A 14976-nucleotide genomic window follows, 5' to 3' on the forward strand; every position below is an offset into this window, starting at 1 on the left:
TGTTACCCTCCTATTCCCTAAAAAAATACAGTGAATCTTGGGCTATATTTAAGGTGATTTCTTCACCAATTTTTTTTAACTCACCGTTCATATTAATAATCATTACTTTTAGTGAAAAATCTATACATTCCACAATGTAGTTCACACTAACCCCTGTAAATTCAACAAAAGTGATTTTACCTGTTAATGTGTTTTCACCAGTACCTTGATTGATAGATTCAGGACGAATAGAAATAAACGCTTTGTCTCCAATCATATGCGTTAAAGTGAGGGAGCTTTGTTGCTTTCGCCCAGTAAGAACAAGTCCATTTGCTGTTTTTACTTGTATATCGTCACCATTAACGGCATCGATTGTCGCTTCAATTAGGTTTGTCTCCCCAATAAAATCTGCTACGAAGCGGTTTGAAGGTCGATTATAAATCTCTTGCGGAGTACCGATTTGCTTAATGTTCCCATTTTCCATGACCATAATGCGATCTGACATGGACATAGCCTCCATTTGATCATGTGTAACATAAATGGTTGTGACACCGAGCTCAGATTGAATACGTTTTATCTCAATACGCGTTTCTTCGCGTAATTTAGCATCTAAATTTGATAATGGTTCATCGAGTAATAAAATATCAGGCTCAATCACGAGTGCTCGTGCCAATGCAACCCGTTGTTGCTGCCCACCAGATAATTCATTAATTTTCCGTTTACCATATTGCGATAAATGTACAAGCCCTCTAATACGGTCAACCTTTTGTTTGATCTCCGCCTTTGGCAATTTTCGTACTTGTAAGCCAAAGGCAATATTTTCGTCTACCGTCATATGTGGAAAGAGGGCATAATTTTGAAACACCATACCAATGTTCCGTTTATTGGGTTGAAGTTTTGTCACGTTTAGATCATCAAAAAGAATTTTTCCTTCCGTTGGGTAATAAAAGCCCGCTATCATCCGTAGTGTTGTCGTTTTCCCACAACCACTTGGACCAAGAAAAGTAAAAAATTCACCAGCTTTAATATGAAGATTTAAATCTTTTACGCCGTGAATTTGACCGAATTTCTTAGAGACATTTTCTATTTTGACACTTTTCAAATGAAATGCTCCTTTCTCGCAGAAAATTAGTTGCATGAAGCCTCGAGCAAAAATTTACCCGAGGCTTAAAAACATGAGCAATATTCATAGATGTTTTATGATATAAAAAGGCTCATCACCATAACGTGGGGTTGATTTCCGTTCCGACTGGGCGCTTTGTTGCTGACGCTACGCTTTCGCGCAGAGCAGAGCTTCCTGGGGGCGTCCGATGAGCCGCTTCGCTTCGCTGCAGGGTCTCGGGCCAACACGATGTTGGTCACGAAGGCGTTATCACAGGACGTGATGGTTTTAGCCTTCGTTCCTCTATTGCTGATCCCCATGGAGTCGCCCAGTCTCCACTCCAATCAACTTATTTACAAAGCAGACAATTTCACTAATGTCATTCCTAATTATTTTTGTGAAGAGCCTGTCAGCAACATAGGGCAAGTTCATAACTTTTTAGTCATCGGTCACTTTTTCCCTCGGCCTTTAATATTGTTATCCCAATGTTCCATCCATTCAGCTTCTTTTTCAGTCATGAGCTGCCAATCTATATCAAACGTTTTTAAATCTAATTCTTTATACCACTCAGGCATTGCCGCCTTATCGATATCTGAGCGAGTAGGAATTTGATAGTAATCGTTTGCTAGTTGAGTCACCATTCCTTTTTCAAATAAGAACTCTACGAAGAGCTTTGCATTTTCTAAGTTTTTAGCATTGTTCACAACAGCAACACCATCAACTAAAATCGGAGCACCACTCTTCGGATAAATGTAATCGAACGGATAATCAGTCGTATATTTCTTTAATAAAATATCTTGTAAATTCCATAAAGAAACGCTGCCTTCTTGTCGTGTCATCTTTAAATAAAGTGCATTTGGATCTTGTGTATATTCCTTCGTGTTGGCATCTAATTTTAATAACCAATCGTAGCCCTTCTCAGGTGAATCTGCGCCTTGACGTACAATCATGGATGAATAAATAGTACGCATCGTACCAGATGCTAACACACCACGAATTAATATTTGATCCTTCCATTTTGGATCTAATAACTCATCCCAATCCTGTGGGCCAGTTTCTTTCTTTAATACATCACTGTTAATCATAATAACTTCTGGTAGTAACATTTCGCCAAACCAACGACCATCTGCATCTTTATAAGCCGCATCAATGGAGTCGTTAAAGCTAGGCTTCCAAGCTTGAAGTAAATCTTCATTGGCGCCGACAGTTAGTGCAGACTGCGTACCGCCCCACCAAAAATCAGCCTGAGGATTAGCTTTTTCACCACGTAGGCGTTCTAAAATTTGCTGCGCACCCATCGTTAAAAATTCCACTTCAATGTCCGGGTACTTTTCATTAAACTGATCGATTACCTTTTGCACCATTTCTTCATCGCGCCCCGTATAGATCACAAGCTTTCCAGATGGTGTAGCCGCCACATCGGTCTTTTCAGAATCGGACGTTTTGCTAGTTGTTGCATCTTTTGTAGAAGTCTTATTATCACTACTACAAGCAGCTAATACAACAACCATCAGCACAAGTAAAAAACCGAGGATACGTGTTTTCTGCATAATCTTCCCCCTCTCTAATAGTGAAAAACTTACATATAGCAGTATAATCCGGAGACCTTGCATTAATGTTAGAATAATTAAAAAATTACAATTGGATTCATCATAGCTAAATAAATACTAGATAGCAATGGTATGTAACTAATGTCGAAAACTCTTTAAAGTAACCGAGAGCTGCAATTTTAGGAGTTTTTAAGAATAGATTATTAAAATATGTTCAAAAGTGAACAAATATTTATTTTGTGATTTTGAAATGTTGGCCACGATCTAAAAAAAGTTCGAATTGTTTATGTGCGTGCTGGGAGAGGTCTTGCAGGAAAACTGCTAGAGGTATCCTATACAAAAACTTTTAGATACCTATATTATTTCCTAATTAGGTATTCTACATTTGATTTCTGCTTTATATAAGGTTAAGGTAAATGTTGTTATTTTATTTAAACAATAACAATATTTGACTAAGTTCACTAACTTTAATATACGGATGAAAGAGGATAAAAATTATGAGTAACACTGTGACAGTTGATTTTTTTTATAGAAATGAACTGTGTGAAAAGCTAGAACTTTGGATGATTATGCCTCCTGCTATTCAACTAAACGAGAATAATGTAAAACCCGATCAAGTTACAAAGATTCCAACAGGAGAGAAACTAGCGTACTACATTTTAAACGAAGATCAGAGTTTTCATCTTAATTATGAAGTAGAATTATATAGTACAAAAAATGAAAAGAAGACATTGACGGATGCAGAAAGAAATTTTTATTTGAGAAATACTATTCTTTCACCAATAAATGCAGAAACTACAAGGTTAGCAAAAGAAATTACCAGTCAACAGGAAAGTAATTGTGAAAAAGCACGTGCTATTTTTCATTATATTGTAGATAATTATCGCTATATTTATCCCCCAAGTAGTAGGGGTGTTAACTCATTTCTCGAAATCAAAGAAGGCGATTGTGGGGAATTTTCATTTCTCTTTACTGCATTATGTAGAGTATTAAAAATACCAGCAAGGACAGTAGTTGGAAGCTGGGCATATGGGGAAATGAATGCCCATGTTTGGAACGAGTTTTTTATAGAAGATGAAGGTTGGATTTCAGTTGATACAAGTATGGCCTACATTCAAAAGAAACAACCATTTAGGTTTTTTGATAGCTCTTTAAAGACGTTATATTGGAAAAAATATTTTGTAAAAACCGAAGGACAACGAGTTGTTTTTTCTAAAGATACAGAAATAGAGTTACTACCAGAATATAAGAATAATGAAGAAGCCTTTACTTTAAATCCCATTCTCATTAATGGAGAGCCTTTTTGTTGGGGACAGCAATCCCTTAACGGAAGTGCTCCTTACTTACAACCTATATATGTGAAATATGAACAAAATGATGATTTATTTCCATTGATAGATACATCACATTTATTTGGAACTTGGAAAATACGAGAACATGGAATAAAGCATTTTTTAGAGCGCCCTAAAGTATATTTACTGTTTATCGGTATACTGATTATGGTATTAAATTTTATCTTTCAAAACTTCTATTTAGAGGTAACTTATAAAATGACGTTTATTCTATTCTTTTTATGTTTCATATTAAGAAGAGAGCGTATTATTATTTTTAGCGTTTTTTTATCGTTTATGATTTTATCTCTGTTATCAACTTTAAATTAAGGTGTACATAATATTATACTAGGCGATGAAAACGGTAATTTTAGACTGAATGAAAACTTAACACGCGCTCAATTTACGGCATTATGTATCGAGCGATTGGTTTATAAAAGTTAATAAAGAAATAAGGGAGATGTATCAAAAAAATGATACATCTCCCTTTTAAATTTAGATTAAAGTATTTACTTACTGATAGGCTCTAAAGATTTTTCCTTTTGTCGTCGCTGCGAAAGTATTGTCGGTAGCATCATACCTAAAATAACCAAAATAATACCCGCTATTTGTAAAGAAGTTAATGGTTCATGTAGAACAATAACTGAAACAGTTACGGCAACGGGTAACTCCATAGCACTTAAAATAGAGGCAAGAGCTCCTCCTACTTTCGGAACAGCTATAGAGAATAAGTAAATTGGCAAAATAATACCGAAGAGTCCTAATGCTAGTCCAAATTTCCATAAACCACCGGCAAATAATTTGCCGTTCCAAAGAACTTCAGGATTTAAGAAAATACTAATTATGATAAGGGCGACAAAGGAAACAATCAACACGCGTGATGTAGTTGTAATACCTTCCACGTGACGAGAGTTAAATTGAATAAAGCAAGCAAAGGTAAAGGCAGCAGCAAAACCAAACAGCCATCCTTGAATAGCAATACCGCTTAAATCTACATTTAGTACACCAGCAGCTAAAATCGTTCCAGCGAATAATACAATAATTGAAATCACTTCAGTTCGGCTTGGTAGGCGTTTATGAAGTGCGCAATCTATTAATAAGCCTATCCACGTGAATTGGAAGAGCATTACTACTGCAAGAGAGGCTGGTAGATACTTTAATGATTCGCCGTATATAATTCCTGTAGTCCCGGTAAATATCCCGGCGCACACCAAAATAAGCAGTCCCTTTTTAGAAAGCTTCGGTAATTGTCTTTGTGTCACTATAAAAATAGTTGCAACAAGCATAAAGCCAATAATATATTGACTCGATACTGCCTCTCCTGTTGTAAATCCATGCTGCATAGCTACTTTGACAATTGTCGATAGTACACCGTAGCTACTAGAAGCAATGACGATTAAAAGAGGATAAATTAAATTCTTTTTCATGTTTTTTATTTCACTTCCTAAAATTGCTTCACCATATGATGAAATGGTTCATCGATTATGGACCATGGCTCTGTAATGACAAAGCCCATACGTTCATAAAGACGACGAGCGCCCTCTTTTTGTGTTTCAACGTTTAATGATAATTTTGTATAGCCTCGTTTTTGTGTTTCCTCTATGGCAAATTGCAGTAATAATGTTCCTATTCCTTTACCACGAGCTTCAGGTGCTACACAAATAGTATCAATATAATATTCATCTTCATGAGCTTCTTTATCGATGATTACGGATGGCGCATTTTTTTCTTCAAGCCATTTTACGAGATTTTCATCCATGTGAATGGCTTCGACACCATTATAGTAAACAAGAATTCCTAATACATGCTCATTCTCAACGGCAACAAAAGTATTTAAATAGGAATGTCGATTATCCTCACGCTTGAATAGTACAGTAAGCTCTTGTTCCACTGCTTTAGCTGTCTGTTCTCCTGTTATACGGTTGGCAATATCACCAATCGCATCAATAATTAATGGTACAGCGGCATGGGCATCCTGTGGTTGCGCTTGTCGAATTGTAATACTCATTGTCAAAATCCCTACCTTTCTATAGGCAAGTATAACAAAGATAGAGGATGACTCAAGTTTTTGAATAAATGATGATATTCTGACGGCATCATTGATTATTTTTCCGAAAGTTTAAAACTTTATACGATATCTGATTTCGTGTTAATCTATAATGACTAGAGTTTCGGGAGGACAACAATGACAAAGGAAGATAAAGATTATATTTTAGTTTATGGAGATGCTTTTATTGACTATATCGCTGATGATGTAACAAATACATCTTTTACTAAATATATGGGTGGTGCGACGGTAAATGTTGCTGCGGGAATTAGCCGTATCGGTGCTCCATCTGCATTAATTACGATCACAGGAGACGACGAAGGCTCTCAGTTTGTTCGAGATGGCCTTGCACAAGAAGGGGTAAGCCTGGATTATGCAGTATTTAACCCTGCGAAGCGTGTTAGCGGTGTCTATGTACATTTAACAGAAGCATGTGAGCGAATTTTTAAAGATTATGTCGATGAGACGCCAGATTTACAAGTAGAAGCAACACAATTAAATGAAGCAGCTTTTAAATATGCATCTGCTTTAACAGTGTGCTCGGGTACAATGTTCCATCCTACAGCCCTTGAAACAACACGTGCTACTGTAGAGATGGCAAAGGAAAAAGGTGCGATTATCGCAATGGATGCGAATATTCGTCCTCTACGCTGGAGCAGTGAGCTGGTTTGCCGTGAAACCATCACGTCATTTTTTGAGCACGTAGATATTTTAAAGGTTACTGATGAAGAATTATTTTTCCTAACAGAAACAACTAGTTTGGAAGAGGGCATTGAGCAATTAAACAGTTATTTAGTGCCTATTATTTTAGTAACAGTGGGCGAAAATGGCACATATGCGGTATTAAATGGTGAGGTTATTCATGTGCCGACAGAAAAGGTTGTGCCAGTAGACACTACAGGTGCTGGAGATGCATTTATGGCTGGTGTATTACGCGATGTTCATTACAATGGCTTACCTACAACGGAGGAGGAGCTTATTCGTTGTGTAAGCTTTGGCAATAAGCTAGGTGCTATGGCAGCTACTAAAGCAGGAGCATTAACAGCCCTTCCATTTTATGATGATATTAAGCATTTACTTAAATAGTCGTTTGGAGCGTGCATACAATGGAGAAAAATTACGATGTATTAGTGAAGGATCGATTATTTTTTGGCGGTGCGAAAGATGCGGATATAGCTTTTGAACAAGAAACAGTGGATATCGTAATTGATGTTCGCGTAAACGGTTTATCTAATGAGGAGCAGGAAACGGCTTCATATGTGTACAAGCATATGCCGATTGCTGATGAAGACATAGAAGTAGCACCATCTATTCAAAAAGTTGCGAAAGAAATTGTTTCAGCCTATGAGAATGGGCAGAACGTGTACTTCCATTGTGGAAGCGGGGGAGGTCGCGCAGGAGTGGCTGCCACTGCAGTATTAATGGAGCTTGGCATGACCGATTCTCTAAATGAAGCGGAAGCGGCTGTAAAGAACGCGCGTCCACAAGTAACAATTCGTCCAAAAATGGCAGATGCTTTGCAGAAGTTATATAAATAGATGAGAAGATGTACCAAAAGTTTTTTTCAACTTTGGTACATCTTCTTTTTTAGTTAGTAAACATTAAAAGTTGGGTGATAAAACGTGAAAGTTGATCGACCTGAAAGTATTCCGATAAAATTAAAAAGTTGGATGACATTTTGTTAAAACGTATGTCATGTGCATAGGTTCATTGGAGCGAGCAACACGAGCGAAGCGGCTCATGTTTAACTTTGAATAATACAACGTTATTTTAAATAGTCCTCATAACCGTTATCAAAAAAGTAAACAATTCACATATAAAATTGTGCTATACATATTAGAACAGTTTTTGTTATAGTGATAATATAACAAAAATGAGGTGATCTGTATGATGGAGGACTTAGCAAAAGTTCCATGGGCAGTCATAGCACCACTAATTGTGGTTCAATTTATTTTAATGATTGTTGCTCTGGTCGACTTACGTAAAATCCATGCAACAAATGGGCCTAAAATTTTATGGGTGCTTCTTATTATTTTTACTAGTTATCTTGGATCGATTGCGTACTTTATAGTTGGGAGAAAACAATCATGACGATATTACTTCAGGTAACGGGACTTACAAAGCAATATGCAGAGAAAGTAGTTGTGGATGAAATCGAGTTCACGCTAGAAAAAAATACATCGACAGCATTAATTGGACCTAATGGCGCTGGTAAAACAACGACATTATCGATGCTAACAGGTTTATTAAAACCAACCTCTGGAAGTGTGAAAATGTTGGATGGTGATTTAAGAGCAAATATTGGCTTTTTACCACAATATCCGCAATTTCATCCTTGGTTAAGTGCGCTAGAGTTTACTGAAATGGCAGCAAAATTAAATGGTGTGCCCGCAAAAGAAGCAAAATTAGAAGCACAAAAAACACTTGAATTTGTAGGACTAGGCAATGATTTAAATAAGAAAATTGCTACATTTTCAGGGGGTATGAAGCAACGGTTAGGAATTTCTCAGGCAATTGTGCATAAGCCTAAATTACTGTTATTAGATGAGCCTGTGTCTGCTTTGGATCCGGTTGGCCGTAGGGAAGTTCTTGATTTATTGAAGGGCTTACAACAAGAAACAACGATTTTATATTCAACACATATTTTAAATGATGCAGAAGAAATGACAGATCAATTATTGTTTTTACGTGATGGAAAGCTAGTAGAGCAAGGGACATTGCGTGAGGTACGTCAACGTTTCGATGAACAAAATTATGTTGTAGAATTTAGCTCTGAAAAAGAGGCAAAACTTTTTGCCAATCAATCTGAACTAATAGGAGAAGCAAAGGGTAGCTATGTATATATAGAAATTATTGATGAAAAGCCGAGTATGCAGGAGCTACTTCAACATCTTAGTAGGTATACTTACAAAATACGAAAAGTGGAGCGACAAACAGCATCACTTGAAGAGATTTTCATGAAGGTGGCGAGAAAAATATGAGAGGACTTAATGTACTTCTGCAAAAGGAATTCAGAGAAGCTTGGCGAAGCTGGAAGTTTTTATGGATACCTCTTGTATTTGCATTGCTCGGTATGAGTGATCCACTGACAAACTATTATATGATGGATATTTTAAATGCGGTTGGTAACGTACCAGAAGGCTTTGAAATGTTGATGCCAGAATTAATGCCAGTTGACGTATTACAAGCTTCCATTGGGCAATTTCAGACGATAGGATTACTCGTATTAATGGCTAGTTTTGTAGGGGCCATTAGTAAAGAAAGAGCAAATGGGATGGCTACTTTATTGTATGTACGTCCTATATCGTTTGGCGCTTATTTTATGAGTAAGTTTATCGTCATGAGTACTGTTGGCTTTGTTAGTATTTTAGCTGGTTTTGCTGCGAGTGTATACTATACGGTCGTGCTTTATGGGACATTTGAGATAGGACCACTAGTGGCAAGTTTTTTCACGTATATTTCTTGGTTGCTCTTTGTGATAGCAGTGACATTGATGATGAGCGCGACTTTTAAAACAGTGGTAGCAACTACATGTGCATTCGCTGTCATATTTATTGGGCTAATATTGGATTCTTTAGTTGGGGCATTTTGGACAATATCACCGTGGAAATTACCGGTATATGGCGTTCAATTAATTAGGGGTACGATGGAGATGTCTGATTATTGGTGGAGTCTTATGCTAACACTATTACTTACAGTTATTTGTATTGGTATTGGAGCTTTTACTATGAAGAAAAATGCACCAATGACGAAAATTTAAAGGAAAAGGAAATATAAGGTGAAAATCTGCGTGAATTCTTATGGTAGGGTAAGAGCATATGAACTAAAAGCTAGTGTGCCCTGCCAATAGAAACTATAGCAGATTTTTACATATTATTGCTTAAATCATACCACCATTCATCAGCAAAATAAGACCGACGAAAAACATTACCCATGAAAGAGCTGAACTGGTGCTTTTATCATAAAGCGCTTGTATTTTTCTTAACGGCTTATTCATAAAGCTTTTGAACAGTATGTGTAAACCGAGTAATAGGATTGCGGGCGTAATCATTATTAGATTATATCCGGCTATGATGGGCAACCATTCATAATAGGCTAAATGATTGCTCGTTAAAATGCCTATTGCGGCGAAATAGGGTAAAGCTGTTGCCACTTCTAAAAGAGAAGTCGTAAACCCTAAAGCAATCATTGCGCCTATGCTAAACGATTTCGGCTTAGGAGATCCCGAAATTTTTTTCTTTGGTACTAACCAACTCCCGACAAATAATATCGCACCCACAATTGTCATTACTAATCTAGCAGAGTGGCTATTTAATGCAGTTGCAATTGGATCAAAAACAACATCTAAGCCGCATTTTGTAATCCAAGTATTGCGCTTTCCATCTGTTTTAATTTGTTTTGCTCCGCTTGAACAAAAGCAAGCTGATGATCTAAACTTGCCGCCCAATCCCAAGAGTCATTTAGCAATGTTTGAATGTCTTTTAATCGGAAACCTAATGTTTTTAAAAACACGATTTGTTGTAGTGTTTTAAGCTCTTCCTCACCATACAACCTGTGTCCACCTTCTGTTTTGGCTGTCGGAAATAATAAACCAATTTCTTCATAATACGAAGTGTCCGAACTGAAACCCCTGTTTGTTTTGAAACTTCATGAATGACAAGCAATCCAAATCCCCCTTTTTGACTGTTACCAATATTGTACAAAATGACGTTGCATAACTTTCAAGTAGTTTAGAGAAGATTTTTTTATCTTCATTCAGCAAATGTTTTTGTAGCGAAAGCGAAGCGACAGCAACAATGTTTTATCTGTGCGAAAGCGAAGCGACAGCAACAATGTTTTATCTGTGCGAAAGCGAAGCGACAGCAACAATGTTTTATCTGTGCGAAAGCGAAGCGACAGCAACAACAAAGCACCCAGTCGGAACGGAAATCAACCTCACGTTATGGGGATGAGTCATAAAAATGTCTAAAAAAAATAGGAATAAAGGAGCTTAGGAAAGAAGATTATTTAGGACAATATTAACTATTCTTGGAATATCCATAACTTAGGAATATAATGTAGCTAATACTCATGATTTGTCAAATAACTCGGAAAATATGAAAATATACATAAGAGGAAGGTGGATAATATTGGCTACGGAAAATTCCGATCGCTTTCTCACAGCGTTTAATCGGATAGATCACAGGTTAAGAGATATTGTCGGTGCAAAGGATTTTATGCCTTTTTATCGTCTTATCGATCAAGCTAAGAAGAAGGATGTACTAGTTCGTAAATACGAAGACGATTTACGCTCTTATGCAGATTTACGAAATGCCATTGTTCATCATCGTACGTCCTTAGATTATGTCATTGCTGAACCACATATAGACGTGGTGGAAAGAATTGAATACATAGATGCAACACTTGCTAAGCCAACGCTTGTTGGACAAATGTTTCGCAAAAAAGTACTAGCTTTTCAGGAAAAAGATTCATTAAAACATGTATTAAAAGTCATACGCCATCGTAAATTTACACAGTTTCCTGTATACCATAAAGATCAATTTAAAGGACTTGTGACGACAGTAGGAATCACAAACTGGCTAGCTACGGTGATGGGAGGCAATCAAATACCTAAAAAGGTTCCCACCTTATATGATATTTTAATGCATGAAAAAAATAGAGTGAATTACAAATTTGTGAGTAGATACATAACGATTTACGAGGCTGAAGATATTTTTAAACAAGGCGTAGAGCGGGGACGCCGTTTTGAAGCCTTATTAATAACGGAGCATGGGAGGCCACATCAAAAACTAATCGGCATTGTTACACCGTTGGACATTGTAAAAATAGATTAAGCAAGACGAGACAAGCTGTTAAGGGCTTGATCGTCTTGCTTTATCCTTTAAGCTTACATATAGGGAGCCGTTTGCTTGAACCTGAGCAAAATAAACATCTTCAACTGATTGGACATTTTGCTTTTTCAGTTTTTTCATAAGCCAATCTTCAGTCAATTCAAGTTCAACTAAGTTTTCATAAATAACTTGCCCATCTGAAGCTACTTCTGTTGGTATATAGGTTGGTGGTGTAACATCGGCCTTTACATCTAGCTTTGTCGCTGGTTGCTCAGCGGGTTTTGGTAGCACACTTAGTTTACCCGTAGTTTCAAGTAACGCATATTGTACATCTTGTACAGAGAATATAGCTTGTTCCCGTAGCATCATTGCTAACTCATCCATATGCAAACGATTTTTCTTTAAGGCAGATTCTAAAATAAGTCCATTTTGAATAAGGATTGTTGGCTTGTCATCAACAATCACACGAGCTTTTTTAGATTTAATGGTAATGACGGTCATTAAATATGTTAAAACGCTCCACCAAATGAGGGCAATAAGTCCATCTAAAAAGGGTGTCTCAGCCTGTGCTGCTATTTCTGATGCAATAGAACCAAATGTGATACCTGTTGTATAGTGGAAAAATGTAAGTTGTCCAAGCTGTTTTTTTCCTAGTAGTCGAGTTACAATGAGTAACGCAAAGAAGGAAAGTGTGGACCTAAGTATCATTTCCCAAAAATCAGCTTTAAAAAATTCGTCTATATTCATACATAAATCAACTCCCTTAAAACTGCTATTTTCAATGAATAGCTTGTGCAAAAAGGTCAATAGTATGCGAAGATCTCTTATAATGAAAATTTACAAAGATTAGAAAGCGAGGTAGCAGCATGAATAAACAAATAGAAAATTTTAATAACCCGGTCTATCCAATTATGATTGCAATAGCTGTTGCCCATCTTATCAACGATACGATGCAAGCAGTTATTCCAGCGATGTTCCCAATATTGAAGAGTGATTTAGGATTAACCTTCACACAAATAGGTCTCATTTCGTTTGCATTAAATATGTTTGCTTCTGCTTTGCAGCCCGTTGTTGGTTTTCTTAGCGATAAAAAGCCAATGCCCTATGCTTTGCCAATTGGAATGATTAGTTCATTCATAGGCATTGCCATTATAGCGTTCACATCACAATATTGGATAATTATTATTGCGGTATTATTTTTAGGATTTGGTTCAGCTATTTTTCATCCTGAGGGCTCACGTGTTTCATTTATGGCAGCAGGCTCAAAAAGAGGACTTGCTCAATCGATTTATCAAGTTGGAGGTAACTCTGGGCAAGCACTCGCACCATTAATTAGTGCTTATATTTTCGCTATCTTTGGGCAACGTGGTGCAGCAATGGTCTTAGTAGTGGCTGCAATAGGTATTCTACTATTGAGTAAAATTGCAACGTGGTATAAAAAGCAGTTGGAGCAAGAACGTATTGCAAAGAAAAAACGAGTATTAGTTTCTAACTTGCCTCCATTAACAAAGAAACAAGTAGGCATTGCGTTGACGTTACTATTTACTATTATTTTTGCGAGATCATTTTATACAACTAATATTACAAGTTTTTATGTGTTTTATTTAATGGATCATTATGAAATTAGTCTTAAACTTGGTCAAATTTTAATATTCACCTTTATGGCATTTGGCGTCGTTGGCACATTTTTTGGAGGTTCATTATCAGATCGAATTGGTAGAAAAAACGTTATTTTACTATCCGTTGTTGTACCGATGCCATTTTGTTTAGCATTGCCTTATGTACCGTTATGGACAGCAATGATATTTTTAGTGATTATCGGTACGCTAATTATGATTAGCTTCTCGGTAACAGTGGTCTACGCACAGGAGCTTGTCCCGACAAAAATTGGTACAATGGCTGGTTTAACGACTGGCTTTGCTTTCGGAATGGGTGCAATTGGTGCGATGGTAATAGGTGTATTAATGGATCATAGGGGCATCGATTTTACGATGATGGTCGTCTCTTTGTTACCATTATTATTACTAGTAGCATTTTTCTTACCTAAGGATAAACCAGCATCTGCGGTGTAAGACTCAGGTAAGAGTGATAGATAAAAACGCGTTCCTAAGCTTGAGGAACGCGTTTTTATTGACGTAATGGTGATAGAAATTCAGCTGGTAGTTTGTCCTTATCTAATACATGACCCTCTGATATATGGACTTCATGCATTTTATCGTTGTAGGTGAATTTGAAAATGCCATTATCAAAATCAGTGCCAATTTCTTTGAAAAATATACCTTCAATGGATACGTATTTAGGACATGTAAATGCTACCTTAAAATCTTCATGTTGTTTGATTAAATAAGCACGTACACCTTTTTCATATGTATCGTTTGCATCATCATCGTCAGTTGGACGTTGGACAGCTACGATGTGAAAATCTACAAAAGGTACCTCTTTTAATAAGACGTTTAGGAATGAGCCTTTTGTAATTTCCTCCCAGCGACTCTGTGCACTTTGGCCTACGATGATTTGGGAAATTCCGTAATTTTTTGCCACTTCTGCAATAACTTTTTGTATTGGGCGCTTTTCATCATCTAGTAGTATGAACTTTTCAATTTCAAGTTCATCAGATAGCTTTTTCCATTGCTCGATGTAGCTAGATTTCTCTGCATCAAATGCATCAAGGGGTTGCGAATCGACCGAAAGAATATATAGTGGACAATCTAACATTGTAGCCATTTTATGACCACGTCGTATTAAACGCTCACCGTTAAGTCCATAGTAGACACAAACTAAAATACTTTCATCCAAACGCCCTTTCACATGCTTCATAAAAATTCACACCTCTTATCTTGTTGTTATTTTGTTATTTCGATTGTCGGTTTTGAAAAAAATATCCTAAAACAGCTAAAAATGATACTGATACAGTGCATTATGCTCATTTATATTGTATACTTAAAATTGTATAAAAGTTAATGACAATATATCGGGGAAACCTTGAGTAACTAGGTTTATCTCTATGCTTTTCAGTTATTTAATTTATGCATTTCGTGCATTTAAACCAATTGCTTCTATATGCCACACTATTATGCAGTTAGTTAAATAGATAGTCAAGTGTCTTGATACGTCTTAGTGAAATTGAGACTGATTT

Annotated in this window: 18 protein-coding genes; 10 read left to right on the forward strand and 8 right to left on the reverse strand. The window is 36.6% G+C overall.

Annotated elements, in window-relative coordinates:
• Nucleotides 1-10: 10 nt before the first annotated feature.
• Both FJQ98_RS00740 and FJQ98_RS00745 read right to left on the reverse strand, forming a co-directional pair.
• Entirely contained in the window at nucleotides 11-1081 is a 1071-nt protein-coding gene (locus FJQ98_RS00740; protein ID WP_201406596.1) for an ABC transporter ATP-binding protein, read from the reverse strand.
• Nucleotides 1082-1530: 449 nt separating this feature from the next.
• Nucleotides 1531-2631, reverse strand: coding sequence for an extracellular solute-binding protein (locus FJQ98_RS00745; protein ID WP_053592674.1), 1101 nt, complete (start codon nucleotides 2629-2631; stop codon nucleotides 1531-1533).
• Between the two features lie 497 nt (nucleotides 2632-3128).
• On the opposite strand from FJQ98_RS00745, the gene FJQ98_RS00750 reads away from it, so the two are divergent.
• Nucleotides 3129-4292: a transglutaminase-like domain-containing protein gene (locus tag FJQ98_RS00750; RefSeq protein WP_201406597.1), complete on the forward strand. Its 1164-nt coding sequence runs from the start codon at nucleotides 3129-3131 to the stop codon at nucleotides 4290-4292.
• A 15-nt stretch (nucleotides 4293-4307) separates the two neighbouring features.
• Nucleotides 4308-4406, forward strand: coding sequence for an S-layer homology domain-containing protein (locus FJQ98_RS27455; protein WP_425492691.1), 99 nt, complete (start codon nucleotides 4308-4310; stop codon nucleotides 4404-4406).
• 65 nt (nucleotides 4407-4471) lie between these two features.
• Here the strand turns inward: FJQ98_RS27455 and FJQ98_RS00760 are convergent, their stop codons facing one another.
• Both FJQ98_RS00760 and FJQ98_RS00765 read right to left on the reverse strand, forming a co-directional pair.
• Nucleotides 4472-5389, reverse strand: a complete 918-nt coding sequence (locus FJQ98_RS00760; RefSeq protein ID WP_053592672.1) for an EamA family transporter — start codon at nucleotides 5387-5389, stop codon at nucleotides 4472-4474.
• A 17-nt stretch (nucleotides 5390-5406) separates the two neighbouring features.
• The gene (locus FJQ98_RS00765; RefSeq protein ID WP_053592671.1) at nucleotides 5407-5970 is read right to left on the reverse strand and encodes a GNAT family N-acetyltransferase; all 564 of its coding nucleotides are present in this window, start codon (nucleotides 5968-5970) and stop codon (nucleotides 5407-5409) included.
• 177 nt (nucleotides 5971-6147) lie between these two features.
• On the opposite strand from FJQ98_RS00765, the gene FJQ98_RS00770 reads away from it, so the two are divergent.
• The 5 genes from FJQ98_RS00770 (at nucleotide 6148) to FJQ98_RS00790 (ending at nucleotide 9769) form a co-directional block, all read left to right on the forward strand.
• Nucleotides 6148-7095, forward strand: a complete 948-nt coding sequence (locus FJQ98_RS00770) for a carbohydrate kinase family protein (RefSeq protein WP_053592670.1) — start codon at nucleotides 6148-6150, stop codon at nucleotides 7093-7095.
• Between the two features lie 20 nt (nucleotides 7096-7115).
• Entirely contained in the window at nucleotides 7116-7547 is a 432-nt protein-coding gene (locus FJQ98_RS00775; RefSeq protein ID WP_053592669.1) for a protein-tyrosine phosphatase family protein, read from the forward strand.
• A 349-nt stretch (nucleotides 7548-7896) separates the two neighbouring features.
• On the forward strand, nucleotides 7897-8100 hold the full coding sequence (locus tag FJQ98_RS00780; protein WP_053592668.1) for a PLD nuclease N-terminal domain-containing protein: 204 nt from the start codon (nucleotides 7897-7899) through the stop codon (nucleotides 8098-8100).
• Nucleotides 8097-8990: an ABC transporter ATP-binding protein gene (locus FJQ98_RS00785; RefSeq protein ID WP_053592667.1), complete on the forward strand. Its 894-nt coding sequence runs from the start codon at nucleotides 8097-8099 to the stop codon at nucleotides 8988-8990. Before FJQ98_RS00780 ends, FJQ98_RS00785 begins: the two co-directional genes overlap by 4 nt.
• A complete protein-coding gene (locus FJQ98_RS00790) occupies nucleotides 8987-9769 on the forward strand; it encodes an ABC transporter permease (protein WP_053592666.1) in 783 nt (260 codons plus the stop codon). Before FJQ98_RS00785 ends, FJQ98_RS00790 begins: the two co-directional genes overlap by 4 nt.
• 120 nt (nucleotides 9770-9889) lie before the next feature.
• Here FJQ98_RS00790 and FJQ98_RS00795 read toward each other — a convergent pair whose 3' ends face one another.
• Together FJQ98_RS00795 and FJQ98_RS26555 are read right to left on the reverse strand one after the other, a co-directional pair.
• A complete protein-coding gene (locus FJQ98_RS00795) occupies nucleotides 9890-10297 on the reverse strand; it encodes a GAP family protein (protein ID WP_082339582.1) in 408 nt (135 codons plus the stop codon).
• A 56-nt stretch (nucleotides 10298-10353) separates the two neighbouring features.
• Complete coding sequence (locus FJQ98_RS26555) at nucleotides 10354-10560, reverse strand: MerR family DNA-binding protein (RefSeq protein ID WP_241774469.1); 207 nt, start codon at nucleotides 10558-10560, stop codon at nucleotides 10354-10356.
• A 245-nt stretch (nucleotides 10561-10805) separates the two neighbouring features.
• Between FJQ98_RS26555 and FJQ98_RS00805 the strand changes: the two genes are divergently transcribed.
• Both FJQ98_RS00805 and FJQ98_RS00810 read left to right on the forward strand, forming a co-directional pair.
• Nucleotides 10806-10961 (forward strand): hypothetical protein, encoded by a 156-nt coding sequence (locus tag FJQ98_RS00805; protein WP_201406598.1) that lies wholly within the window; start codon nucleotides 10806-10808, stop codon nucleotides 10959-10961.
• A gap of 177 nt (nucleotides 10962-11138) precedes the next feature.
• A complete protein-coding gene (locus FJQ98_RS00810; protein ID WP_053592665.1) occupies nucleotides 11139-11843 on the forward strand; it encodes a CBS domain-containing protein in 705 nt (234 codons plus the stop codon).
• Between the two features lie 18 nt (nucleotides 11844-11861).
• Here FJQ98_RS00810 and FJQ98_RS00815 read toward each other — a convergent pair whose 3' ends face one another.
• On the reverse strand, nucleotides 11862-12587 hold the full coding sequence (locus FJQ98_RS00815) for a DUF421 domain-containing protein (RefSeq protein ID WP_425492673.1): 726 nt from the start codon (nucleotides 12585-12587) through the stop codon (nucleotides 11862-11864).
• Between the two features lie 119 nt (nucleotides 12588-12706).
• Between FJQ98_RS00815 and FJQ98_RS00820 the strand changes: the two genes are divergently transcribed.
• Entirely contained in the window at nucleotides 12707-13912 is a 1206-nt protein-coding gene (locus FJQ98_RS00820) for an MFS transporter (RefSeq protein ID WP_053592664.1), read from the forward strand.
• A 55-nt stretch (nucleotides 13913-13967) separates the two neighbouring features.
• Here FJQ98_RS00820 and FJQ98_RS00825 read toward each other — a convergent pair whose 3' ends face one another.
• Nucleotides 13968-14657, reverse strand: coding sequence for an adenine nucleotide alpha hydrolase family protein (locus FJQ98_RS00825; protein ID WP_053592663.1), 690 nt, complete (start codon nucleotides 14655-14657; stop codon nucleotides 13968-13970).
• Between the last annotated feature and the right edge of the window lie 319 nt (nucleotides 14658-14976).

The organism is Lysinibacillus agricola (genome assembly GCF_016638705.1).
Classification (GTDB): Bacteria; Bacillota; Bacilli; order Bacillales_A; family Planococcaceae; genus Lysinibacillus; species Lysinibacillus agricola.